The following is a 22,998-nucleotide window of genomic DNA, read 5'->3' as shown; positions in this document are numbered from 1 at the left end:
CCACTACATCTTGCGATGCCTCATCCACTCCGGACAACTACAGGACAAAATCAACGCACTCTAAAACCGGAAGGGCCCCTTTAGCTAGTTTCAGAAGCTGCGCCATTGGGCTCCCGCGCGCCGGGCTCAACATGACACAACCCACGGAATCCGTGAAGGAAACCGTGGGTTGTTTCTTTGTACTGAGTGCTAAAAGAAGAGGTCAGAAACCCAAAAATCCTTTAGCAGTCGTAGTACATCTCAAATTCCTGCGGAGTCGGGCGCAGGCGGACCGGTGCGATTTCGTTCTCACGCTTGTAGTTGATGTAGGTCTCGATGAGATCCTCGGAGAAGACATCGCCCTCAGTGAGGAACTCGTTGTCCTCCTCAAGCGCTGCGATGGAGGCCTCCAGGGAGGTCGGCGCCTGCGGGATGGACGCAGCTTCTGCCGGCGGCAGCTCGTAGAGGTCCTTATCCACCGGAGCGTGCGGCTCAATGCGGTTCTTGATGCCGTCGAGGCCTGCCATCATCATGGCAGCGAAGCCGAAGTAGGGGTTGCCCGACGGATCCGGCGCGCGGAACTCAATGCGCTTGGCCTTCGGGTTAGAACCGGTAATCGGGATACGGATAGCAGCCGAGCGGTTGCGCTGCGAGTACACCAGGTTAATCGGTGCCTCAAAGCCCGGAACCAGACGGTGGTAGGAGTTCAGAGTGGGGTTAGTGAACGCCAGCACAGCCGGTGCGTGGGTCAAGATGCCGCCGATGTAGTAGCGAGCCATATCAGACAGACCGGCGTAGCCAGCCTCATCGTGGAAGAGCGGCTTGCCGTCCTGCCACAGGGACATGTGGGCGTGCATACCGGAACCATTATCGCCGGCCAGTGGCTTCGGCATAAAGGTTACGGACTTACCGAACTGCTCAGCGGTGTTCTTGATGATGTACTTGAAGGTCTGAATATCATCAGCCGCGTGCAGCAGGGAGTTGAAGCGGTAGTTGATCTCGTTCTGGCCGCTGCCCACCTCGTGGTGGAAGCGCTCGATAACAAAGCCGGCCTTCTGCAGCTGCTCCACCATGGCATCGCGGACCTCGCCGTGCTTGTCGACGGGTGCCGTAGGGAAGTAGCCGCCCTTCACGCGAGTCTTGAAACCGGTGTTCGGGGTGCCATCGAAGTTGGTCTCAGAACCGCGGTTCCACCATCCCTCATCGGTATCAACCTCGTAGAAGCCGTTGTGTACGTCGGTGCCGTAGCGAACCGAGTCGAAGATGTAGAACTCAGCCTCGGCGCCGAAGTTACAGGTATCCGCGATACCAGTCGAGGCGAGGTACTCCTCAGCCTTGCGCGCGATGTTGCGCGGGTCGCGGCTGAAAGGCTCCAGGGTAAACGGGTCGTGGACGAAGAACTTGATGTTCAGGGTCTTCGCGGTGCGGAAAGGATCCACGAAGGCGGTCTTCGGATCCGGCAGCAGCGTCATATCGGACTCATCGATGGTGGTGAATCCGCGGATGGAAGAACCATCAAAAGCGAGGCCTTCGGCAGCTGCGTCCTCAGTAAACTCCTCGGCCGGAATAGAGAAGTGGTGCTCAGTGCCGGGGACGTCCGTAAACCGGATGTCAACGAACTTGACGTCCTCTTCCTTGATGAATGTGATGACGTCCTGGATTGTCTCAAAGGACACGGTGGTCTCCTGTTGGTTGACGTGTAGTACTCCCGACTAGTTTACAGGTATTGGCTGCTTCACTGGGGTGCCTGGGGCACCTAGATGTAAATTTTCTGCTTCGCGGAGCCGACGGCTAGATTGGTGAACATGGCAGATAACAACGACGGCTTTGAGCACGGGCAGTGGCCTGGGCAAACAATGGGCTTGCCCAAGGAGGGGCCAGGTGCCCTGGCTTCTGTAATGCGGCGCACTCTTGGCGTGCTCATTGACTGGATCTTGGCGATGATCATTGCCAATCTTCTTGAGCTCTTTACGGATTCGCTCGGCGGCCCAGCCTTCTTGGGTTATGCAGTGTGGGTAGTCATGGGCATCGTGTGCGGATGGCTCTTCGCTCGCACCCCGGGAATGGCCATGCTGGGTATGGGCGTGGCCCGCCTCGACGTGCCGGGTACCTCTGTCGGTTTGTGGCGGGCGGCGGTCCGCACGCTGCTGACTGCTGTGCTGTTCCCCGCAGCGATGGTCGATGCCGACGGCCGCGGCCTCCACGACCGCGCCACCGGCACCGCCGTCATCATGGCCTAAAGCTTGTTCAGCGCCAGCCGGTCGTATCCACCACAAGCTTCGCGCGGGGTATGGGGTCAGATGGCTTCCAGCGAACGGTATCTGGCAAATGGCACCTGGTAAAAGACGTCTGGCTAAAGGCATCTGTTGTATGGCGTTTTCAGGGCTAAAGACGCCTTTTGGGAGATGCCAAGTAGAAGGTGCTTGCTGAGCAGAAGATTCTGCTGTGGCCAATGCAGGGAACAAGGCTCAGGGACGTCCTTAAAGCCAATGAAAAAGGGGTCCCTTCCGAGAATCTCGGAAGGGACCCCTTCTTGTGCGGAACGAGGTGGCTTATTTGCCGCCCTTGCGCTCCTGCATGCGGCGCATGCGGCGGTTCATGCCCGCCATGTTCTGAGCCTGGCGGGGCATCGGGCCCTTCGGCAGACCCGGAGTAGTACCCGGCAGATCATCCATGGCCTCGATGCGGCGAATGTTGTCGTAGGTTTCGTTCTTGTTGTAGTTGCGCGGCAGCTTCATGATGTGAGTGCGCAGCTTGGACACCGGCACCTCATCCTCACCGCTGCCCACGAAGACCTCGTAGACCGGCACGCCGCCAGCTAGGCGGTCAACGCGCTTCTTCAAACGGTTGAGAGTAGGGGCGACGCGCTTGCGGTCACCTTCGACGACGAAGATGACGCCCGAGTTACCAATCACGCGGTGCACCAGATCCTGCTGGCGGGTCGCCGCCACGCCCGGCTTGACCTTCCACACCACGCCCACGGTGTTGCGCAGCTGTTGCTCCAAAGCCCAGCCGGCGACACCAGGCTGGTCCTCCACCTTCTTGTACATGTCGCGCTCGAGGCGGCGAGTGAACAGGAACATAGCGAGCATTGCGCCAAGGCCCAAGCCGATGATGAGCATGAACCACTGGCCGTTGAAGAGCAGGCCGATAAGGAAGAAGAGCAAGCCCACACCCAAGAATGCAGCCAGCATGATGGGGATGAGAGCCTTGTCCTGCTTGCGCTGCATGTTGAACGCTTGCCACATCTGTGACCAGTTCTGCTTGCGCTGGGCGCGCTTGGCTGCCCGCTCTTGCTTCTTCGCTTCCTTGAGCGATGCCTTGTCGTCGTTAGCCATGGCTCCTACTTTAGAGGTCAGAGGGTGAAAAAGAGAATCGAACTAGCGAATGGTGGACGCCGCCGAGTTCCGGTTCGCTGCACCGGCTGGGGTCTTGACCATGCGGGTCGTCACTGGGGTCTCCTCGGAGGGGCCGTACTTCTCCAGCAGGGTGGAAGCTTCTTGGGCGGTAGCGCCCTGGGAAGTCTCCGCTAGGTGCTTCAGGTTCTCCGGAAGCTCGAGACCGCGTGCCTCCATGGCTTGCACGTAGAGGCGGCCAGCACGGTAGGAGGAGCGGACCAGCGGGCCAGACATGACGCCGCCGAAGCCGAGCTCCTTGGCCAGCTTGGAGTGCTCCACGAACTCCTCTGGACGCACCCAGCGCTCGATCGGGTGGAAGCGCGGACCAGGGCGCAGGTACTGGGTGATCGTGATGATGTCGCAGCCTGCCGAGCGCAGGTCGCGCAGTGCTTCCTCGATCTCCTCTGCGGTTTCGCCCATGCCCAGGATGAGGTTGGACTTGGTGATCAAGCCAAAGTCGTGGGCCTGGCGGATGACGTCGAGTGAACGCTCATAGCGGAAGGCCGGGCGGATGCGCTTGAAGATGCGCGGCACGGTTTCCAGGTTGTGAGCGAAGACCTCGGGGCGGGCCTCAAAGACCTCTTGGAGCAGGTCCGGCTTACCGGAGAAGTCCGGGGTGAGGTTCTCCACGCCGGTGTGCGGGTTGAGCTCATGAATCTTGCGCACCACCTCGGCGTAGAGCCAGGCACCCTCATCCGGCAGATCATCGCGGGTCACACCCGTAATGGTGGTGTAGTTGAGATCCATTTCCTGGATATTCTCTGCCACACGACGCGGCTCGTCTCGGTCCAGTTCCTCCGGCTTGCCGGTGGCGATATCGCAGAAATCGCAGCGGCGGGTGCACTTGTCACCGCCGATGAGGAAGGTGGCCTCGCGCGATTCCCAGCACTCATGAATATTGGGGCAGCCAGCCTCCTGACACACGGTGTGCAGGGAAGCACCAGACACGCGAGATTTCATGTCCTCATACCCAGGGCCGGTGCGAACCTGGTTGCGGATCCAACGCGGCTTCTGTTCGATGGGAGACTCCGCATTCTTCTTCTCAATGCGGAGCATCTTGCGTCCTTCAGGCTTAACAGTCACGAAACCTCACTTTAGGTGTTGAACTAGCTCTTTCTAATACAAGCCCTGCGGGTGGTTGCTTTATTCCACCGAGGGGAGCCGCTATTTTCTTGCGCGGCTTTGCGGGCTTGGCGGGCCTTCTCGTTGGCCACTTTGATGGGATCAGGGGCCGAGGCAAAGGTGTGGTCGGCCACCGTTAATTCCCCGGAGAGGGCTTTGAGGAGGGCGTCGAGAAGCGGCGCTTCTGCCTCCTCCATAGTCACCGGGCGGCCCAGCTCAAGCGACAGCGTGGACACATCCGCATCATCGATGCCACAGGCCACGATGTGCTCGTAGTACTCCAAGGTGTTGGTGCAGTTGAGCGCTAGGCCGTGCATGGTCACGCCGCGGGTCACGCGAATGCCCAAGGCACCTAGCTTGCGGTCGCGCTTCGGGGCGGCGGGGTCGGCAGCCTGGGTGGTGGAAGGAACCCATACGCCAGAGCGACCATCGATGCGCCCAGCGGTGCTCACACCGAGTTCGCGGACGGCTTGGATGATGGCCTCCTCAAGGCGGCGGACGTAATCGACAACGTCTACCGGCTCGGCCAGCTTGATAATGGGGTAGACCACCAACTGGCCCTCACCGTGCCAGGTGATGCGTCCTCCCCGGTCGACATCAATGACCGGCAGGCCATTATCAGGCATATCCTCCGGCTGCGTGCGCTTGCCAGCGGTGTAGACGTTGGGGTGCTCCACCACGAGGATGACATCACCCTGCGTACCCGCCGCCCGCGCCGCCGCGAGCTCAGCCTGCAGATCCCAGGCCTCTTGGTAGCCCATGCGGCCCAAGCGGCGGATCTCCAGTTGTTCGTCGGAAGCGCGGATGGAGCGATCAGCGGGAAAGAAAGGTTCGCGGGGAGCAGTCATGAACCCAATCCTAAACCCCGCGAAAAATCAGCCCGAAAGGGGCTGAGTCTGCGCTGCTCAAACGTTGTTTTAGTCAACGCCGTTGGCGGAGGCGTACTCGTCGGCGGTCATCAGCTCGCCGACCTCGGTGACCTCGACCTCGAAGAGCCAGCCCTCACCGAAGGGATCGTTGTTGATGACTGCGTAGTCATCGTGCACGCCCTCATTGACGGCGGTCACGGTGCCGGTGACCGGGGAGTAGAGGTCAGACACGGACTTGGTGGACTCGACCTCGCCGCAGGTCTCGCCGTGCTCGACGGTATCGCCCACGGCAGGCAGCTCAGCGAAGACGACCTCACCCAGGCGGTCGGTGGCCACGGAGGTGATGCCGATACGGACGGTAGAACCAACGACGGAGTCAGCGGTGGCGTTAATCCACTCGTGGTCCTCGGAGTAGGAGAAATCGGAAGGAAGATTAGCCATGAGAAGGGGTGTCCTTTCGGTAGTTGACTTCAGTAGTGGAGTTTACTTATCGCGCTTGTAGAAGGGCAGCGCGGAAACTTCGAAGGGGTAGCGCTTGCCGCGGATATCCACCTCGACTGCCGCACCCGGCTCGAGTCCAGAGGCGGTATCGATGAGCGCGAGTGCCACCGGGTGCCCCAGGGTGGGGGAGGGCTGACCAGATGTAACCGTGCCCACCTTGTTCTCACCCACGTAGACCTCGGAGCCGGCACGGGCGGCGCGGCGCTGGGAGGAGACAAGTCCGGTGATAACGGCCTGCGGGCCCTCCTCAGCGCGCTGGCGCAGCACCTCAGCGCCCACGAAGTCCTGCTCCTTCTTGGCAAAGGCGCGGGACATTCCGGCCTCCACTGGGGTGATATCGCGGGTGAGCTCGTTACCGTAGAGCGGCATGCCAGCCTCCAAGCGCAGGGAGTCGCGCGCTGCTAAGCCACAGGGCTTGATGCCGTATTCCTCGCCGGCCTTGAGCAGCTCTTCCCACAGCTCCGGGGCATCGGAGTTGTAGACGATGAGCTCGAAGCCGTCCTCACCGGTGTAGCCGGTGCGGCAGATGAACGCATACTTACGGGCCACCTTGCCGGTCATCGCGGCGTAGTAGGGCAGGTCCATCACGGCCTGCTGCTTGGTGTCCTCCACCAACGGGACGAGGATCTCCAGCGCCTTCGGGCCCTGGACAGCAATCATCGCCACATCGCGGGACTCGTTCTTCAGGTCCACGTCGAAGCCCTCGGCGCGCTGGTTAAGCGCCTCCCACACGGTATCGGCGTTGCCGGCATTGGGCACGACGAGGAACTTGGTCTCCTCCAAGCGGTAGGTGATGAGGTCATCGATGATGCCGCCATCCTCAGCGCAGATCATGGAGTACTTTGCCTTGCCCTCCTTAAGGGTGGCGAGGTTGGAGATGAAGCAGTAGGAGAGGAAATCGGCGGCATCCGGGCCGTTGACCCAGATTTCACCCATGTGGGAGAGGTCGAAGAGACCAGCGGCATTACGTACCGCGCGGTGCTCCTCAAGCTCGTTGTCATACTTCAGCGGCATCTCCCACGGCCCGAAGGGGGTGAAGGTAGCACCGAGTTTCTCGTGCTCAGCGTGTAGCGGGGAGTGCAGGTAGTCAGTCATTGCTTAAACCTCCTGGTTGTCGTCGGAGTAGTCAAAAGCCTCTGGCGGCGGGCAGGTGCACACCAGGTTGCGGTCACCGTAAGCCTCGTCGATGCGGCGCACCGGCGGGAAGTACTTATTAGCGCGCAGGGAGGTCACCGGGTAGGCGGCCTGCTGGCGGCTAAAGGCATAGTTCCACTCGTCGGCGGCGACGGATTCGGCGTTGAACGGTGCATGGTGGATGACGGAGTCCTCGTAGGCCACCTTGCCGTCGATGATCTCCTGGATTTCAGCGCGGATGGAACGCATGGCTTCGATGAAGCGGTCCAGCTCACCCAGGTCCTCAGACTCGGTGGGCTCCACCATGAGGGTGCCGGCCACCGGGAAGGACAGGGTCGGTGCGTGGAAGCCGTAGTCCACGAGGCGCTTGGCCACATCGGCGGCGGTGACACCGGAGGCGTCGGTCAGCTCGCGCAGGTCAAAGATGCATTCGTGGGCGACCAAGCCGGCATTACCCGTGTAGAGAACGGGGAAGGAATCCTTCAGGCTCTGCGCTAGGTAGTTCGCGCCGAGGATGGCATGGCTCGTGGCCTCCGTGAGTCCTTGCGAGCCCACCATAGCCAGGTAGGACCAAGAAATCGGCAGCACGCCGGCGGAACCGTAGCGCGATGCGGTGGACGGAACGCCGGTGCCCTCCGCAGCCGGCTGCGCGGGGTCCAGCTGGGGGTCGTTGGCATCCGTCGGCAGGAAAGGCACCAAGTGCTTGGCGACGCCCACCGGGCCCACACCCGGGCCACCTCCGCCGTGCGGGATGGTGAAGGTCTTGTGCAGGTTGAGGTGGGACACATCGCCACCAAAAGCACCCGGGCGGGCCCAACCGGTCAGCGCGTTCATGTTCGCGCCGTCGATGTAGACCTGGCCGCCGGCTGCGTGGATTTTGTCGCAGACCTCGCGCACCTCTGGGTCGAAGACGCCGTGAGTGGAGGGGTAGGTAATCATGATGCCGGCGACGTGCTCGCCGTGCTGCTCGAGCTTGGCGTCGAGGTCGGCAACATCAATGGAGCCGTCGTCAGCGGTCTTGACCACGACAACGCGCAGGTTTGCCAGGGTGGCCGAAGCGGCGTTGGTGCCGTGCGCGGAAGCCGGAATGAGGATGACATCGCGGCCGTGATCACCGTTGGCAACGTGGTAGCGGCGGATGGCCAACAGGCCTGCCAGCTCGCCTTGGGAACCAGCATTGGGCTGGATGGAAACCTGTGCGTAGCCGGTGATTTCGGCGAGCCAGGACTCGAGTTCGTCGATCAGCGCGCGCCAGCCAGCGGTGGTTTCCTCCGGGGCATAGGGGTGGATGCCCGCGAACTCCGGCCAGGAGATGGGTTCCATGGCGGAGGTGGGGTTGAGCTTCATTGTGCACGAGCCCAGCGGGATCATGGTGCGGTCGAGAGCCAGGTCATTATCTGCCAGGGTGCGCAGGTAGCGCAACATTTGGGTCTCGGAGTGGAGGGAGTTGAAGATCTCGTGCTGCAGCGGCTCCTCGGAGCGCTGGACGGAGGACGGAATCTCGAAGGAGGCGGCGGTCGCCGCAGCGGAGTCCGCGGCGCCGAAGGCGCCGGCGAGGATGTTGACATCCTCGCTGGTGGCGGACTCGCCGAAGGAGACCGAGACCTTGTCCGCGCCGATGGCGCGCACCAGGTAGCCCTGCTCCTGCAGCTGGGTCTTGATAGCGGCGGCATCCACGCAGGTGACGGTGACGGTGTCGAAGAAGTCGCGGGAGACAATCTCCTTGCCTGCGCCGGTGACTGCCGCGGCGAAAGCAGAAGCGCGGTCATGCACGCGCTGGGCAATCTCCTTCAGCCCCTTCGGGCCATGGTAGACCGCATACATGGAGGCCACGTTGGCCAGGAGGGCCTGCGCAGTACAGATATTGGAGGTGGCGCGCTCACGGCGGATGTGCTGCTCGCGGGTCTGCAGCGCCAGGCGGTAAGCGGGGCGGCCGGCAGCGTCCTTGGACACGCCCACGATGCGGCCCGGCAGCTGGCGCTTGAGCTTATCCGTGACGGACATGAAGGCTGCGTGCGGGCCGCCGAAGAAGAGTGGGACACCGAAGCGCTGCGAGGAGCCGAGGACAACATCTGCCCCCATCGACCCCGGGGCTTCCAGAAGCAGCAGGGAGAGCGGGTCAGCGACAACGGCAGCTAGGGCGCCGCGGGTGTGCAGCTCTTCGATGGCAGCGCGCGGGTCGACGATATCGCCCTCGGTGCCGGTGTAGGCCAAGACTGCGCCGACGAGGTCTTCGCCGACGATGCCATCGCGGACATCAGCAATCTCGACCTCCAGCTCGATGGCGCGGGCGCGCTCGGCGGCCACGGCCAGAACCTGCGGGTGCAGGCGCGAATCCAACAGCACTCGGCGGCCCTTCTTGACCGCGCGGGCCATCAGGCCGACGGCTTCGGCGGTGGCAGAGGCTTCGTCGAGAAGCGAGGCGTTGGCGATAGGAAGGCCGGTCAGGGACTCAATCATGGTCTGGAAGTTCAGCAGTGCCTCGAGGCGGCCCTGCGAAATCTCCGGCTGGTAGGGCGTGTAGGCGGTGTACCAGCCGGCATCCTCCAGCAGGCCGCGGCGAATGACCGCCGGGGTGAGGGTATCGGAGTAGCCCTGGCCATAGAAGGACTTCAGCACGACGTTCTGGGAGGCGTACTCGCGCAGCTTCGCCTGCGCATCATCTTCGCTCAAAGCCTCCGGGAGGTTCAGCTCCTCGGTGGCGCGGATAGAGGTAGGCAAGGCGGCATCGACCAGCGCGTCCACGCTGTCATAACCCACTGCCTTGAGCATCGTCTCACGCTCGGCTGCATCCGGGCCGAGGTGACGAGAGATGAAATCCATATGGTGAATCTCCTTCGTGGCGTTAGTTTGTGTGACCTAAACTGCCCCCAAGTATAAGGCGGATGCCATGACATTAACCCCGGTTACCCCTGATTCGGAGATGTAGCGCCACGGCAGTCAGCGCCGCGACCGCGAGTCCAATGATGAAGGCGGTGGAATAGCCTGTGATAGGGCCCAAAAGGGAGAGGATGAAGGGGGCAAAGAAGCCTAGATAAGTTAGCGAATAAACCACCCCCGTTGCTGCCCCGAGCTCCGCTGGGTCGGCGATGGCTTGGGTTTCTGCGAGCCCGCTGAGCATGCCGATTCCATAGGAGCTACCCATGATAATGGCTGCGAGAGGCAGGAGGAATACTGCCCAGCCGTGGTGTGCTGACACGACGACGATGAGACACAGCACCATGCCTAGTGCGGCCAGCACCATGCCGTGGAAGGCGTTAACCCGGATACGTCCCGCCAGCTGTTGGATGATCACGCCGCTGCCCATGGTGAGCAGCGCGCACAATCCGGCGATGAGAATGGGGTGGCGCAGATGCTCGCTGAGCTGTGCAGGCAGGAACACGAAAGCGGTGGTGGCGGAGCCGAAGACCCACGGCGCGTAGGCCACGACGGGTAGGTAGCTAGGAGTAATCAGGCTTGCCGGTATGAAGGTGCGCCGCTGCGTCCGCGGTGTTCTTGTTTGCTTTTCGGGCACCGTCCACACGAGTGGGACCACGACGAGGGCAAGTGCGATGTGTAATAGATAAGGCAGGACGGTGGGCCAGGGAAGGAATTCCGCGGCGATGCCAGCGACTCCAGGCGCGGAGGCGAAGCCGGCCGACAGGGCAATGGAGGAACGCTTGGCGCCCACGCTGAGGTGGGTGCTGAGCTCCTTGATCCACGCAGCGCCGGAAGACATGGCCAGTCCCACCGCAGCCCCGGCACATAGGCGGCCAATCAACAAGGGGAGGAAGGCGCCGCCTGCGCCAGCGAGGAAGACCAGTGAGCCAGCAGTGGTGGTGAGGACGGCTGGGCGCATGACGGCGCGGCGCCCCAGTGAATCCGAGAGTGGGCCGCCAATGAAGAGAGCCACCATGATGCCGAGGGCATAAATGCCAAAGAGGAAGGTCGTCTGCAGAACTCCCAGATCCGTGGTGACTTGGTAGACCACGACCATAGGGGCGAAAAGATTGGCGCCGCACGCGACGAGGAACATGCCTAAAGCGACGCGGAACCACTTCTGAGAAACCATGCGCCACAGTCTAGTGTGCTGAGTCACAGTTAGGCATGGAAATGGAGCAGCGGGGCTCGGAAGGCGCCTATCTGCCAAAGTTATTGAACTCGCCGCAGCATCTGCGGCAACTTTCGTCAGGTAGGCGGGGTGCTGGCATGAGAGCGCTTGTCGCTGGGCCGCCCTGGGCCGCTGTGCGGCGTTGGAGGAGAGAAGCAGCGCGCACAACGACGAAGCTCCCCCGCCGCAGTGGCGGGGGAGCAGCCTCTTAAGAGTTGGAGCCTTGTAAAGACTTAGAGGTCAAGGTCGGCTTCGAAATCAGCGGTCTCGAGGCGGTCCTTGATGGTGGTGATGAAGCGACCAGCGTCGGCACCGTCGACCACCTGGTGGTCGTAGGTGAACGGCAGGTAGCACATCTGGCGGATAGCAATCGCGTCCTGGCCGTCCTCGGTGACGACGACCGCGCGCTTGGTAATAGCGGCGGTGCCCAGGATGCCGGCCTGCGGCGGAACCAGAATCGGGGTATCCAGCAGGGCGCCCTCGGAGCCGATGTTGGTCACGGTGAAGGTAGCACCGGTCAGATCATTCGGCTTGAGCTTGTTGTTGCGTGCCTTATCAGCCAGCTCGGCGATCTTCTGGGCAATCTCCGGCAGCGTCAGCTCCTGGGCCTTGTGGATGACCGGAGTCAGCAGGCCGCGCGGAGTATCCACGGCGATGGCCACGTTGACGTCAGCGTGGTAGGTCATCTCCTTGGTCTCCGGGTTGTAGGACGCGTTGACGTTCGGGTGGGAGACCAGTGCTTCAACGGTGGCCTTCACGATGAACGGCAGGAAGGAGAGGTTGGCCTCGTACTTGTCAATGAACGCCTGCTTGGACTGCTTGCGCATATCCCAGATAGCAGTCATATCGACTTCCTGAACGTGGGTCAGCTGAGCGGAAATCTGAAGGGCCTCAACCATCTTGGACGCCGTGATCTCGCGGATACGGTTGACCTTCTGGGTGGTGCCGATGAGCTCCTGCTTCTCCGGATCCACGGACTTGGTGGACCAGCGAGCGCGCGGGTTGCTGGAGGAGGCGCTAGCGGAGGAAGCCGGTGCCTCGCCCTCGCCAGCAGCGGCCAGGACGTCCTGCTTGCGGATGCGGCCGCCGACGCCAGTGCCGGAGACGGTGGACAGGTCAACGCCGTGCTTCTCAGCCAGCTTGCGCACCAGCGGGGTCACGTACGGGACGTTATCGCCGTTGTTGACCTTGGTGGAAGTCTCAGAAGTCTTCGGCTCGGAGGACTGGGAAGCAGCAGGCTTCTTCTCTTCTGCCTTCGACGCTTCCTTCTTCTCCTCAGCCTTGGGCTCTTCCTTCTTTTCCTCTGCCTTTTCTTCCTTGGCAGCGGGCTTCTCGGAGGCTGCGGCGGAGCCGTCGCCGACGCGGGCGATGACGGCGCCGACGTCGACGGTGTCGTCTTCCTCGGCGAGGATTTCAACGAGGGTGCCGGCGACCGGGGACGGGATTTCGGTGTCGACCTTGTCGGTGGAGACCTCGAGGAGTGGTTCGTCGACCTCGACGGTGTCGCCGACGGACTTCAGCCACTGGGTGATGGTGCCCTCGGTGACGGACTCACCAAGCTCCGGCATCTCTACGTCGGTGGCGTCACCAGAAGCAGCCGGCTTGTCCTCAGGCTTCTCTTCAGCCTTGGGTTCTTCCTTCTTTTCCTCTGCCTTTTCTTCCTTGGCAGCGGGCTTCTCGGAGGCTGCGGCGGAGCCGTCGCCGACGCGGGCGATGACGGCGCCGACGTCGACGGTGTCGTCTTCCTCGGCGAGGATTTCAACGAGGGTGCCGGCGACCGGGGACGGGATTTCGGTGTCGACCTTGTCGGTGGAGACCTCGAGGAGTGGTTCGTCGACCTCGACGGTGTCGCCGACGGACTTCAGCCACTGGGTGATGGTGCCTTCGGTGACGGACTCACCAAGCTCCGGCATCTCTACGTCGGTGGCGTCACCAGAAGCGGCCGGGGCCTCAGACTCAGCGTCCTCAGCAGGCTTGTCCGGGGTCTCAGCAGCCTTCTCGGAGGAATCCTCGGACTCCTCAGCAGCCGGTGCGGACTCGCCCTCATCACCGATGATGGCGATGACCTCGCCCACGTCTACGGTGTCATCTTCCTCAGCCTTGATTTCGAGGATGGTGCCGGCGACCGGGGAGGGGATTTCCGTGTCGACCTTGTCGGTGGAGACCTCGAGCAATGGCTCGTCGACCTCGACGGTGTCACCGACGGACTTCAGCCACTGGGTAATCGTGCCTTCGGTTACAGATTCGCCCAGTTCGGGCATCACAACAGAGTGTGCCATAAGTGTTAAGACTCCTCGAAAGTTGGAATTAGTGAAACGCTAGTGATTGATTCTACAGCGTGTTTATAAAAGCTGCGCATGGGTGGGGTGAATTGGGGCATCCTCCGCACGAAGAAGCTGAAGGTGGCCTCCGGTAGGCTAAAGAGCCATGTTCAACCCCTTCCGCCGCAATAGCTCTAAGTCCCAACTGCGCCCGCCCCGCGCACCGGGGGAGACCATTCGCGCAGAAGACGCTCAGGAGCTCCAAGCTTGGGCGCAGGGACGCGCTTATATTGAGGCTTTTGTGGAGCCGGAGACCGTGGTCAACGAGATGTCGGTTGTAGTAGTTGATGAAGGCGGTGCTTTCATCCGCCGCCGCATTGGTGGGCCCAAAGGGATTGACGCGGTGGCCAAGCTTCTGCGCTGCGATGTGTATGACGTCGAAGAGACTGGCTATCCCCAGCGCATGCGCGAGCGCATCGAGCGAGAGCGCATTCTGCGCAAGCGGGAGGAGCAGCGCGAGCGCCGCGAACGCTTTGAGCAGCGCCAGCAGCAGAACCAACAGGGCGATAGCTAAACAGCCACAACGCCTGTTGCCTATTCGCTAACGATGGTGGCGCCTGCCTTGGCCAGTTCCTCCAGGGCGGCAGCGCCGCGGGTCTCGTCGACGGGCGCGCAGTAGTCCGCCAGAACTCGCACGGTGAAGCCTTCCTTAAGGGCATCGGCAGCCGTCGCGCGCACGCAGTGGTCGGTGGCAATGCCAACGATGTCCACGGCGGTGACATTGTGCTCGCGCAGCCACTCTGCCAGGGGAACACCGTCGGCCGCGCCCTCGAAGCCCGAGTAGGCGGCGGTGTACTCACCCTTCTTGAAGTAGGCCTGGGCGGGTGCGATGGCCTCGTGCATGGCGGCGCCGAAAGAATCAGCTACGCAGTGCGTGGGCCAGGTATCGACGAAGTCGGGATTCTCAGAGAAGTGGGTGCCTGGATCGATATGCCAATCCTGTGTGGCTACGACAGTTTCATAAGAGGCTTGGAGAGCGCCAATGCGCTCAGCAACTTCGTTGCCGCGTTCGGTGCCGAGGGCTCCGCCGGGGCAAAAATCATGTTGGACATCGACAATGATGAGTGCAGGTGTCATACGGGGCAATTCTATACCCTGGGAAGCGATGAAGACACCGATTCCTTTTTATCTACAGAAAATCCTCGATGGCGTTCACGATCACGATTCCGGGGAAGTCGCGGACTATATCCCGGAACTGGCCAGCGCAAACCCAGACCAGTTGGGCGTTGCGCTGTGCTCTGTCACAGGCCACCTGTATAGCGCCGGTGACGCAGAAAACCGCTTCACCATCCAATCCATCTCCAAACCCTTCGTCTACGCCCTCGCTTTGAGTGAGCTGGGCTTAGACGCGGTGCGTGACGTCGTCGGCCTCGAGCCTTCTGGGCAGGCTTTCAACGAGCTTTCCCTCGCCAAAGATCACCGCCCAGTAAACCCGATGATTAACGCCGGTGCCATTGTGGTCAACCAGCTCATCAACGGAGTGGACTCCAGCGTGGAGGACCGCGTGGAAAAGATTCGTTCCTTCATTTCACAGCTGGCGGGGCGCGAGGTGGATGTCGACAAGCGCCTGTGTGACTCCGAACTTGAGCATGCCGAGCGTAACCTCTCCCTCGCACACATGCTGCGCTCCTATGGCATCATTCAGGACGATGCCCACGATGCCGTGCTGTCCTATACCTCGCAGTGCGCGCTGTCGGTCGATGTGCGCGACCTTGCCGTCATGACCGCGACCTTGGCCAATGGTGGGCGCCAGCCGGTAACAGGAGAGAAGATTCTAGACGCCGATGTCTGCCGCATGACCCTGGCGGTGATGAGCTCTTGCGGCATGTACGACGGCGCTGGGCGCTGGATGGCGGAGGTGGGAATCCCCGCGAAGTCCGGCGTATCCGGCGGGCTCATTGGTACGCTGCCGGGGCAGAGCGGCGTGGCGACGTTCTCGCCGCGCCTTGATGAACAGGGCAATAGCGTGCGCGGCACCGCAATCTTCCGTGAGCTCTCCTCGGACATGGGCCTGCACCTGATGTCCACAGAGAACCGCTTCGGTGTGCACCCAGTACGCAGCGTTGATGAAGATGATGAGACGGCGATCATTCGACTGCAGGGTCATATCAACTTCACCGCCACGGAAGCCATCCTCCACGAGCTGGAGGAGCGCCAGTTCTCCGGCAAGCGCTTGGCCTTGGACTTCTCCCAGGTCTCTGGGCTGCACAAGGTGGGCCGGCGCATGCTCAAGGAAGGCCTGCGCCGCCTGCGTGAGGAAGACAACGAGGTCGCGCTTGTCGACGATGACGGGCTCGTCACCGACCGCGCCATGTCAGATGGCACCGTCCTCCCGTTGGCGGACAAGGAGGACTACGTCATCGCCGGCGAAGAAGTGTGAGCGGCCTCAAGCCGCTCACACGAAGGGCCGAATTGACGACGCTCTGATCTAGGCTTCTGCGATCTCGCGTAGCGCTGCCACCACGGTGCGCACCGGCACACCGGTAGCGCGCTTCGGGGTGTAGCCGCGCGGGGCGGAACCATTCCAGGACGGGCCGGCGATATCGATGTGGGCCCACTCGATGCCCTCGCCCACGAATTGCTTGAGGTAGGTGCCGGCGAATTCCATGCCGCCCTCGCGCTTAGCGTTGATGTTGCGGATGTCTGCGGCCTGGGACTTGATCTCCTCGTCGTGCTCTTCCAGCAGCGGCATGGCCCAGGCGCTCTCGCCCACCTCGCGGCCGATTTCGGCCAGGCGATCGCGGAAAACCTCGGAGCCCATGATGCCGGAGGTGCGCGAACTCAGCGCCACGATCTGTGCGCCAGTCAGCGTCGCGGTCTCGATGAGGTAATCCGGCTTATCCTCGCTGGCGCGGGCGATGGCGTCCGACAGCACGAGGCGGCCCTCAGCGTCGGTGTTGAGGACCTCGGAGGTCAGGCCGCCGTAGTGGGTAATGACATCGCCCGGGCGGGTGGCACCAGAGCCCGGCATGTTCTCCGCCAACGGCAGGGTAGCGGTGATCTGAACCGGCAGCTTCAGCTTGGCCGCAGCAATGATGGTGGCCGCCATGGCAGCGGAGCCGCCCATATCCGAAATCATGTCCCACATGCCATTGCCCGGCTTCAAGGAAATACCGCCGGTATCGAAGGTGATGCCCTTACCCACGAGGGCCACGTGCTTCTTGGCCTTCTTGGGCTTCCAGCTCAGGCGCACCAAGCGCGGCGGGCGGGCCGAGCCCTTGCCCACGGCCAAGATTCCGCCGAAGCCCTGCTTCTCCAGCTGCTTTTCATCGAGAACCTCGACGTCAAGACCGGCCTCCTTGGCCTGGCCGGAAAGGAAGTCGGCGTAGGACTCCGGGTAAAGCTCGTTGGCGGGGGCATTCACTAGGTCGCGGGCGAGCAAGACGGACTCGGCCACGGTGCGGGCGGCCTCGAATTCCTCGGAGACAGACTTATCGGCCACGACCACGAAGGTGGCGGGCTGTTCCTTGTCCTTGAGTTCGGTGGAGCGGATTCCGCGGTAGGCGTAGCCGCCGAGGATGAGTCCCTCAACGGCGGCCGTAACGCCGAAGTCCGCCAAGGTGGTCACGATGGTGCCCACGCCCGCAGTGGCGCGAGCGGCGCTGCCGGCGGCGCGGCGCAGAGCTTCATCGTCGAGCGCCTCAACGTCACCCAAACCCAGTGCTATGACCTGGGCGGCACCTGCCTTCTGTGGGGCAGGAACCTTCACGATCTCCCCGGCCTTACCCGTCGCGCCCACGGCGGCGAGAGCCTCATACGTCGAGCGCAGCGCGGAGGAACCGAGCAGAGAGGTACCCGGCACCTCGAGCCCCTCCTCACCAGAAAAGGCAGCGATGAGCAGGGCGTCTGCCTGCTTGGGGGCCTTTTTGGCCAACTCAACGGTGGGGAATAAGCCGCGTGCGGGCAGTTCGAACGTGGAAGAAGCCACGATGTCCTCCTTGAGAAAATGACAATGGGATACTCCTCACACCCTACCCGTGTCCATGACGTGGAACGCGGAGGGGCAATGTACGCGAAGGTTGACTATTTCAGGCAATACTTCGCTTGGGCATTTCTGCACTTCTATAGGTGTCTGGGGAGTACGCTGTGAGGCATGTTGAATTACACCGTGACGCGAACTGAAAACCCCACCTCCCCGGAACGCCTGCAGGAGATTCTGGCGAACCCGGGCTTTGGTAAGTACTTCACCGACCACATGGTGACGATTGACTGGACTGAGGACAAGGGGTGGCACGACGCGCAGGTGCGCCCTTACGCACCGTTCAGCATGGACCCGGCCTCTACCGTCTTCCACTATGGCCAGGCCATCTTCGAGGGCATCAAGGCTTACCGCCAGCCTGACGGCAGCATCGCCACCTTCCGCCCAGAACAGAACGCGCAGCGTCTGCAAGCCTCTGCTGAGCGCATGGCAATGCCGCAGCTGCCGGAAGAGGAGTTCATCGAATCCCTGCGCCAGCTTGTCGACGTCGACCAGGCCTGGGTCCCCGAAGCCGGCGGCGAGGCAGCCCTGTACTTCCGTCCCTTCATGATCGCTACTGATGTCTCCCTGGGCGTGCACCCGGCGCATTCTTACCGCTATGTCGTCATCGCCTCCCCGGCGGGCGCGTATTTCTCCGGTGGTATCAAGCCGGTGTCCGTCTGGCTGTCCACCGACTATGTACGCGCCGCTCCCGGCGGCACCGGTGCAGCGAAATTCGCCGGCAACTACGCGGCTTCGCTGCTCGCGCAGGCGCAGGCAGCGGAGAAGGGCTGCGACCAGGTGGTGTGGCTGGATGCCATCGAGCGCACCTATATCGAGGAAATGGGTGGCATGAACCTCGCCTTCGTCTACGGCGAAGAGGGAAACCAGACCCTGGTCACCCCAGAGCTGTCGGGCTCGCTGCTGCCGGGTATTACCCGTAAGTCTCTGCTGCAGGTGGCCGAAGACATGGGGCTCAAGGTGGAAGAACGCCGCATCACCTACAAGGAGTGGGAGCAGGATGTTGCCTCCGGCGCCATGGTGGAGGCCTTTGCCTGCGGAACCGCAGCCGTTATTACCCCGGTGGGCCACGTTATGGGCACCGATACCGACTTCCACATCAACAACGATGAGGCGGGTGCTACGACGATGGCGCTGCGCGAGCGCCTCACCGGCATCCAGCGCGGGTCCGTGGAGGATACCCACGGCTGGCTGCACACGCTGGTTGAAGCTAAATAAGTGGGCTGCCTAGGCGAGCTCGGCGGCCAGCTGCACCAGCGGCAAGGCCGCGAGCGCGCCGAGGGGGAAACCTTCACTCAGGTTTAAATCAAGCAGTGGGTTAAGCCCCAGCTCCTTGAGAGCGAGGGCGTGTGACGGTTCGGGGGTGGTGGTTCCCGCGCGAAGCCAGCCCTTCACACCGGGCGCAGTGCGCTCGGCTAGGACGGCGGCGGTGGCGGCGAGGGGGCCGTCGATAAGCACCGGCGTGCGCCGCGCCGTGGCCTGCGCGATGAAGCTCACCAACGCCGCGAGAGCCGGGGAACCGATGGTCTGCACGACCTCCCAGCCCTCTAGGTTGCGGGCGCGGAACATGGAGTCACGCACAACGCTCACGCGGGCCTTCCACATCGCATCCGTGATACCGCTGGCGAGAGTATTCGTTCCCACGATCGCTACCGGTTCGGTGTGGGTGATCCGGCCCATAACACTGGTGGCAACGGTCTCCGTGTCGATTCCACAAGCGGACGTGATGAGCAGGTCGGCGCCGGAATCGATCTCCCGATCTGCCGTGGTCATGCCTAGGCTGAGGAAGGACTCGCACTCCGCAGGGGACATGGCGGTAGTGCTGTCGTACGGTTCAGAGTTTTCGGAGTCGCCGCTGGTGCACTCGACGAAGTCGATGCCCGCCCCTGCCCGCTGCGCAGCGCTGAGGAGATTATCGCGCCACTGTTCCTCATCAACGGAGGAATGTTGCGTGATACCCACGCCGTCGACAGTGCGTTCAGCGGTGGGCCGGGCGTCTTCAAAGACGATGGCCCGGGGCCGCTCAAGAGGTGTGGCCTGCGGAGACTCCTGCGCTGCCGCCAGCCATGCAGCAATCTCTGCCATGCGGTTTGGTTGAGCTGCGGTTGAAGGGCGCAGCTGGGGAACCGCGGTGAATTCAGGCATGTGTCCTCCGGCTTAGACGGTAGCTCCGCGCTCCACCTGCGGACGCGGCGTGCGCCACTTGCGCGGTTGGGAGGCGCGGGAGTACGCGTAGAACCCTAGACCAAAACCGGCCTCGGTGGTGCCGGGGAACTTCAGGCGCACTGCGTTGTTGCACTTACGCGCGAGCCAGAATCCCTCGACAGCGAAGACTACGATGACCGCCATGGCGCCAATCGAGATGATCTGGGACAGGCGCGGGTCCCGGGTGCTGACGAACATGAGCACCAGCAGCACGATGGCAAAGGGCATGACCCACTCGTTAATGAAGCGGTGGGAATCTACCCAATCGCGCACGTAGCGGCGGACCTCGCCCTTATCGCGGGCGAGGAGGTAGCGCTCGTCACCAGCGGCCATGCGCTCCTGTGCCACCTTGTTGCGCTCGCGGGACTCTTGGCGCTCCTTGCGCTTATATTCCTTCCACTCTGCCTTAGACATGGAAGCCTTGAGTTCCTTGCGGTGCTGGTAGCGCTGCGCGTCCGACATTCCCCGGGGATCACGCTTGACGCCGCGGGCGATTTCCTGCGCATCACGCTTAGGCGTGGGGCGGCCTTTCGGCGGCGTGTAGCCCTTGCGGTGCGGTTTCTCGGCGGCGGGTTGCTCTTCCGGCGCCGGGGTGCGCTCAGCGGGGGAAGAAGTCTTGTCATCTTTTTGCCACGGAAGTTTCACGCTGTTTAGCGTACAAGGTCGCGCGGACATAACGGGAATAGGCCCGCGGGAGATAGCGTTGTGGTCAGGGAACAGGGCACCAGTGAACCACTAGTGAACTGTGAGGCATCCTTTCTTCCTCTTGTATGAGGGGGTAGGGTGGGCTCCAGAAAAAATTCCGTAAACATAAGAGGAGAAATCATGACCGCTCCCGCGTCTGCAACCGGAGTAATCCTGACCGAGGCCGCTGCGGCCAAGGCAAAGTCCCTGCTTGATCAGGAAGGCCGCGATGATCTGTCACTGCGCATTGCTGTCCAGCCGGGCGGCTGCGCGGGCTTGCGCTACCAGCTCTACTTCGATGACCGCACCCTGGATGGTGACAAGGTGGACTCCATTGGCGGCGTCAACCTCGTCGTAGACAAGATGTCCATCCCGTACCTCACTGGCGCCAAGATCGACTTCTCCGACACCATTGAGGCCCAAGGCTTTACCATCGATAATCCCAACGCTGGCGGTTCCTGCGCTTGCGGTGACTCCTTCAATTAAAGTCACATAGACGATATGTCGAAGCCCTCGCCATATGGCGAGGGCTTCATTTTTATTCTCTATTTTATTAGAGCTTCACGGGGTAATCGCGCTGCTCAATCTTCGGGTCGATGCGCTCTTCCACGAAGATGCCATGCCAAATCATGAAGGACAGCACCGTCCACAGGCGGCGGGAATGATCGGTGATTCCGTCACGGTGCTCCTTGAGCATCTCCAGAACTTCCTTCTTGTTGAAGATGTCCTCGGTCTGGGACTCCGTGATCTGATCCTGGGCCCATCCATAAAGCTCATCGCCGGCCAACCAGTGGCGCATAGGAACCGGGAAGCCCAGCTTCTTGCGGTGCAGTACGTGCGGCGGGACGATCTGTTCCATGGCTTTGCGCAGCGCGTACTTGGTGGTGCCGTGCGAAATCTTGAGGTCGTAGGGGATAGTTTCCGCGACCTTGAATACTTCTTTGTCCAGGAAAGGAACGCGCAGCTCGAGGGAGTTGGCCATGTTCATCTTGTCGGCCTTGACCAAAATATCGCCGCGCATCCACGTAAACAGGTCGAGGTGCTGCATGCGGGCTACCGGGTCAAAGTCTTGGGACTGCGCATAAATCGGAGCGGTAACCTCGCGGTGGTCCCACTCCGGCTTGGCCCACGGGAGCACCCGCTGGAGTTGCTCGAAGTTGAAGGAGCGGGCGTTGCCGTAGTAACGCTCTTCCATGGTCATGGAACCGCGGTTGAGCAGGGACTTGCCCTTCATTCCTTCTGGGAGGACCTGTGAGAGCTTGCCCAAGCCGCGGCGCAACGGGGAGGGGATCTTCTCGAACGGAGCTAGCGAGAGCGGCTCCTTATAGATGGTGTAGCCGCCAAAAAGTTCGTCGGCACCTTCACCAGACAACACCACCTTGACGTGCTTACGGGCCTCCTGGGCCACGAAGTACAAGGGGACAAGAGAGGGATCTGCCACGGGGTTGTCCAGGTACCACATGATCTTCGGAACAGCCTCGGCGTATTCCTCGGGGGAGACAATCTTAACGATGTGCTCTACACCAATGGCGGCGGCAGACTCGGCCGCGACGTCGACCTCGGAGTAGCCTTCGCGCTCGAATCCGGTGGTGAAGGTGAGGAGGTCCGGGTTGTGGCGCTTGGCCAAGGCTGCGATGGCGGTGGAGTCAATGCCGCCGGAGAGGAAGGAACCGACGGTCACATCGGCACGCATGTGCTTCTCGACGCTATCCTCCAATGCCCGCGCAATCCTATCGAAGAGCTTCTGCTCCTCGCCCTGCTTCACAGGTTGAATGGGGAAGCGGGGCTTGAAGTAGCGATCCGATACAACTTTTTCGCCAGGGCGAAGCGTTACGGTGCAGCCAGACTCGACGCGGCGAATAGTGGCGTGGAGGGACTCCGGCTCAGGCACGTATTGCAAGTCCACATAGTGCTCGATGGCGCGCTTATCAAGGCTGAGGTCTAGACCCAGCGAATCGGCCATCGACAGGATGCACTTCATTTCAGAGGCGAAAACGGTGCCGGCGTCGGTGGTGGCGTAGTAGAGGGGCTTGATGCCAAACTGGTCGCGCGCGGCGAACATGGTCCGAGTTTCGGTATCCCAGATGACGAAACCGAACATGCCGCGCAGGTGCTCGACAACGTCCTTGCCCCAATGGTGGTAGCCGACGACGATGGGTTCGCCATCGCCTTCAGTATTGAAGGTATAGCCGGCGGCACTAAGCTCTTCGCGCAGCTCCACGTAGTTATAAATCTCGCCATTGAAGGTGAGGGCATAGCGCTCGGGGTTGTCTTCAGGGCCCCAGCGAAGCGGCTGGTTTGAGTGTTCTAGATCGATAATGGATAGACGGTTAAAGCCGAAGGCTGCATCCTCGTCATGCCAGGTGCCAGCAGCGTCGGGGCCGCGGTGGCGCATGCACTGGAGGGATTGCTCGAGGGCCTCCAGGTGCTGGGCGGCATTGCGATCGGCGCTCAGTAGCGCGCAGAGTCCGCACATATACTTGCTTCTCCTTATATATCAAGCTTCATCTTTGACACACTTTACGGCCGGATCTGGAGGATCTGCGAACCCCGCGCCGCGCTCCCCGTTAGGGTGCGAACTTTCGGATGATGTACAGCTATGCGCTCTGTGAATTGGGTCATAGCGGGTAGGGGGAGGGTGGGGTAGTCGGTGTGACCTTGTGCAGGTGGGCCGGTAACATCCCGTACGTTCACTATTTATAGAGCGGAGCCAGCG

Annotated in this window: 19 protein-coding genes; 5 read left to right on the top strand and 14 right to left on the bottom strand. The window is 61.9% G+C overall.

What is annotated here, in order from left to right; all coding sequences use genetic code 11:
• Positions 1-221: 221 nt before the first annotated feature.
• Positions 222-1,655, bottom strand: a complete 1,434-nt coding sequence (gene glnA / locus QP363_RS00995; protein WP_070447412.1) for a type I glutamate--ammonia ligase — start codon at positions 1,653-1,655, stop codon at positions 222-224.
• A gap of 129 nt (positions 1,656-1,784) precedes the next feature.
• On the opposite strand from glnA, the gene QP363_RS00990 reads away from it, so the two are divergent.
• Positions 1,785-2,219, top strand: coding sequence for an RDD family protein (locus tag QP363_RS00990; protein WP_070447409.1), 435 nt, complete (start codon positions 1,785-1,787; stop codon positions 2,217-2,219).
• A gap of 312 nt (positions 2,220-2,531) precedes the next feature.
• On the opposite strand, the gene QP363_RS00985 is transcribed toward QP363_RS00990, so the two are convergent.
• The 8 genes from QP363_RS00985 to sucB form a co-directional block, all read right to left on the bottom strand.
• Entirely contained in the window at positions 2,532-3,317 is a 786-nt protein-coding gene (locus QP363_RS00985; protein ID WP_070729750.1) for a DUF4191 domain-containing protein, read from the bottom strand.
• Positions 3,318-3,359: 42 nt separating this feature from the next.
• Positions 3,360-4,433 (bottom strand): lipoyl synthase, encoded by a 1,074-nt coding sequence (gene lipA, locus QP363_RS00980; protein WP_284761978.1) that lies wholly within the window; start codon positions 4,431-4,433, stop codon positions 3,360-3,362.
• A gap of 50 nt (positions 4,434-4,483) precedes the next feature.
• Positions 4,484-5,347 (bottom strand): lipoyl(octanoyl) transferase LipB, encoded by an 864-nt coding sequence (gene lipB, locus QP363_RS00975; RefSeq protein ID WP_284761977.1) that lies wholly within the window; start codon positions 5,345-5,347, stop codon positions 4,484-4,486.
• A gap of 69 nt (positions 5,348-5,416) precedes the next feature.
• Positions 5,417-5,809, bottom strand: coding sequence for a glycine cleavage system protein GcvH (gene gcvH, locus QP363_RS00970; protein ID WP_070711481.1), 393 nt, complete (start codon positions 5,807-5,809; stop codon positions 5,417-5,419).
• Positions 5,810-5,851: 42 nt separating this feature from the next.
• Entirely contained in the window at positions 5,852-6,964 is a 1,113-nt protein-coding gene (gcvT, locus tag QP363_RS00965; protein WP_284761976.1) for a glycine cleavage system aminomethyltransferase GcvT, read from the bottom strand.
• A gap of 3 nt (positions 6,965-6,967) precedes the next feature.
• Positions 6,968-9,826 (bottom strand): aminomethyl-transferring glycine dehydrogenase, encoded by a 2,859-nt coding sequence (gene gcvP / locus QP363_RS00960; RefSeq protein WP_284761975.1) that lies wholly within the window; start codon positions 9,824-9,826, stop codon positions 6,968-6,970.
• Between the two features lie 73 nt (positions 9,827-9,899).
• Positions 9,900-11,054 carry an MFS transporter gene (locus tag QP363_RS00955; RefSeq protein WP_284761974.1) on the bottom strand — a complete coding sequence of 385 codons (1,155 nt, stop codon included), beginning with the start codon at positions 11,052-11,054 and terminating at the stop codon, positions 9,900-9,902.
• A gap of 272 nt (positions 11,055-11,326) precedes the next feature.
• Complete coding sequence (sucB, locus tag QP363_RS00950) at positions 11,327-13,372, bottom strand: 2-oxoglutarate dehydrogenase, E2 component, dihydrolipoamide succinyltransferase (RefSeq protein WP_284761973.1); 2,046 nt, start codon at positions 13,370-13,372, stop codon at positions 11,327-11,329.
• A gap of 148 nt (positions 13,373-13,520) precedes the next feature.
• On the opposite strand from sucB, the gene QP363_RS00945 reads away from it, so the two are divergent.
• Positions 13,521-13,928, top strand: coding sequence for an oxidoreductase (locus tag QP363_RS00945; RefSeq protein WP_216379808.1), 408 nt, complete (start codon positions 13,521-13,523; stop codon positions 13,926-13,928).
• A gap of 20 nt (positions 13,929-13,948) precedes the next feature.
• Here the strand turns inward: QP363_RS00945 and QP363_RS00940 are convergent, their stop codons facing one another.
• Positions 13,949-14,491, bottom strand: coding sequence for an isochorismatase family protein (locus QP363_RS00940; RefSeq protein ID WP_070643641.1), 543 nt, complete (start codon positions 14,489-14,491; stop codon positions 13,949-13,951).
• A gap of 28 nt (positions 14,492-14,519) precedes the next feature.
• Between QP363_RS00940 and QP363_RS00935 the strand changes: the two genes are divergently transcribed.
• A complete protein-coding gene (locus QP363_RS00935) occupies positions 14,520-15,794 on the top strand; it encodes a glutaminase (protein ID WP_284761972.1) in 1,275 nt (424 codons plus the stop codon).
• A gap of 48 nt (positions 15,795-15,842) precedes the next feature.
• Here the strand turns inward: QP363_RS00935 and QP363_RS00930 are convergent, their stop codons facing one another.
• Positions 15,843-17,342 carry a leucyl aminopeptidase gene (locus QP363_RS00930; protein ID WP_284761971.1) on the bottom strand — a complete coding sequence of 500 codons (1,500 nt, stop codon included), beginning with the start codon at positions 17,340-17,342 and terminating at the stop codon, positions 15,843-15,845.
• Between the two features lie 165 nt (positions 17,343-17,507).
• Between QP363_RS00930 and QP363_RS00925 the strand changes: the two genes are divergently transcribed.
• The gene (locus tag QP363_RS00925) at positions 17,508-18,611 is read left to right on the top strand and encodes a branched-chain amino acid aminotransferase (RefSeq protein WP_284761970.1); all 1,104 of its coding nucleotides are present in this window, start codon (positions 17,508-17,510) and stop codon (positions 18,609-18,611) included.
• 9 nt (positions 18,612-18,620) lie between these two features.
• Here the strand turns inward: QP363_RS00925 and QP363_RS00920 are convergent, their stop codons facing one another.
• Entirely contained in the window at positions 18,621-19,538 is a 918-nt protein-coding gene (locus QP363_RS00920; protein WP_284761969.1) for a nicotinate-nucleotide--dimethylbenzimidazole phosphoribosyltransferase, read from the bottom strand.
• 12 nt (positions 19,539-19,550) lie between these two features.
• Positions 19,551-20,243, bottom strand: a complete 693-nt coding sequence (locus tag QP363_RS00915; RefSeq protein ID WP_070719497.1) for a DUF3043 domain-containing protein — start codon at positions 20,241-20,243, stop codon at positions 19,551-19,553.
• Positions 20,244-20,423: 180 nt separating this feature from the next.
• On the opposite strand from QP363_RS00915, the gene QP363_RS00910 reads away from it, so the two are divergent.
• The gene (locus QP363_RS00910) at positions 20,424-20,768 is read left to right on the top strand and encodes an iron-sulfur cluster assembly accessory protein (protein WP_010190580.1); all 345 of its coding nucleotides are present in this window, start codon (positions 20,424-20,426) and stop codon (positions 20,766-20,768) included.
• 67 nt (positions 20,769-20,835) lie between these two features.
• Here the strand turns inward: QP363_RS00910 and asnB are convergent, their stop codons facing one another.
• Positions 20,836-22,758 carry an asparagine synthase (glutamine-hydrolyzing) gene (asnB, locus tag QP363_RS00905; protein WP_070711472.1) on the bottom strand — a complete coding sequence of 641 codons (1,923 nt, stop codon included), beginning with the start codon at positions 22,756-22,758 and terminating at the stop codon, positions 20,836-20,838.
• Positions 22,759-22,998 lie beyond the last annotated feature (240 nt).

The organism is Corynebacterium sp. UMB6689 (genome assembly GCF_030215295.1).
Taxonomy (GTDB): domain Bacteria; phylum Actinomycetota; class Actinomycetes; order Mycobacteriales; family Mycobacteriaceae; genus Corynebacterium; species Corynebacterium aurimucosum.
This window is presented reverse-complemented; position numbering and strand designations above follow the sequence as displayed.

Coding starts and splice junctions, on each gene's coding strand:
- QP363_RS00990 (WP_070447409.1), top strand. CDS start 1,785: ATGGCAGATAACAACGACGGCTTTGAGCACGGGCAGTGGCCTGGGCAA.
- QP363_RS00985 (WP_070729750.1), bottom strand. CDS start 3,317: ATGGCTAACGACGACAAGGCATCGCTCAAGGAAGCGAAGAAGCAAGAG.
- lipA (WP_284761978.1), bottom strand. CDS start 4,433: ATGCTCCGCATTGAGAAGAAGAATGCGGAGTCTCCCATCGAACAGAAG.
- lipB (WP_284761977.1), bottom strand. CDS start 5,347: ATGACTGCTCCCCGCGAACCTTTCTTTCCCGCTGATCGCTCCATCCGC.
- gcvH (WP_070711481.1), bottom strand. CDS start 5,809: ATGGCTAATCTTCCTTCCGATTTCTCCTACTCCGAGGACCACGAGTGG.
- gcvT (WP_284761976.1), bottom strand. CDS start 6,964: ATGACTGACTACCTGCACTCCCCGCTACACGCTGAGCACGAGAAACTC.
- gcvP (WP_284761975.1), bottom strand. CDS start 9,826: ATGGATTTCATCTCTCGTCACCTCGGCCCGGATGCAGCCGAGCGTGAG.
- QP363_RS00955 (WP_284761974.1), bottom strand. CDS start 11,054: ATGGTTTCTCAGAAGTGGTTCCGCGTCGCTTTAGGCATGTTCCTCGTC.
- sucB (WP_284761973.1), bottom strand. CDS start 13,372: ATGGCACACTCTGTTGTGATGCCCGAACTGGGCGAATCTGTAACCGAA.
- QP363_RS00945 (WP_216379808.1), top strand. CDS start 13,521: ATGTTCAACCCCTTCCGCCGCAATAGCTCTAAGTCCCAACTGCGCCCG.
- QP363_RS00940 (WP_070643641.1), bottom strand. CDS start 14,491: ATGACACCTGCACTCATCATTGTCGATGTCCAACATGATTTTTGCCCC.
- QP363_RS00935 (WP_284761972.1), top strand. CDS start 14,520: ATGAAGACACCGATTCCTTTTTATCTACAGAAAATCCTCGATGGCGTT.
- QP363_RS00925 (WP_284761970.1), top strand. CDS start 17,508: ATGTTGAATTACACCGTGACGCGAACTGAAAACCCCACCTCCCCGGAA.
- QP363_RS00920 (WP_284761969.1), bottom strand. CDS start 19,538: ATGCCTGAATTCACCGCGGTTCCCCAGCTGCGCCCTTCAACCGCAGCT.
- QP363_RS00910 (WP_010190580.1), top strand. CDS start 20,424: ATGACCGCTCCCGCGTCTGCAACCGGAGTAATCCTGACCGAGGCCGCT.
- asnB (WP_070711472.1), bottom strand. CDS start 22,758: ATGTGCGGACTCTGCGCGCTACTGAGCGCCGATCGCAATGCCGCCCAG.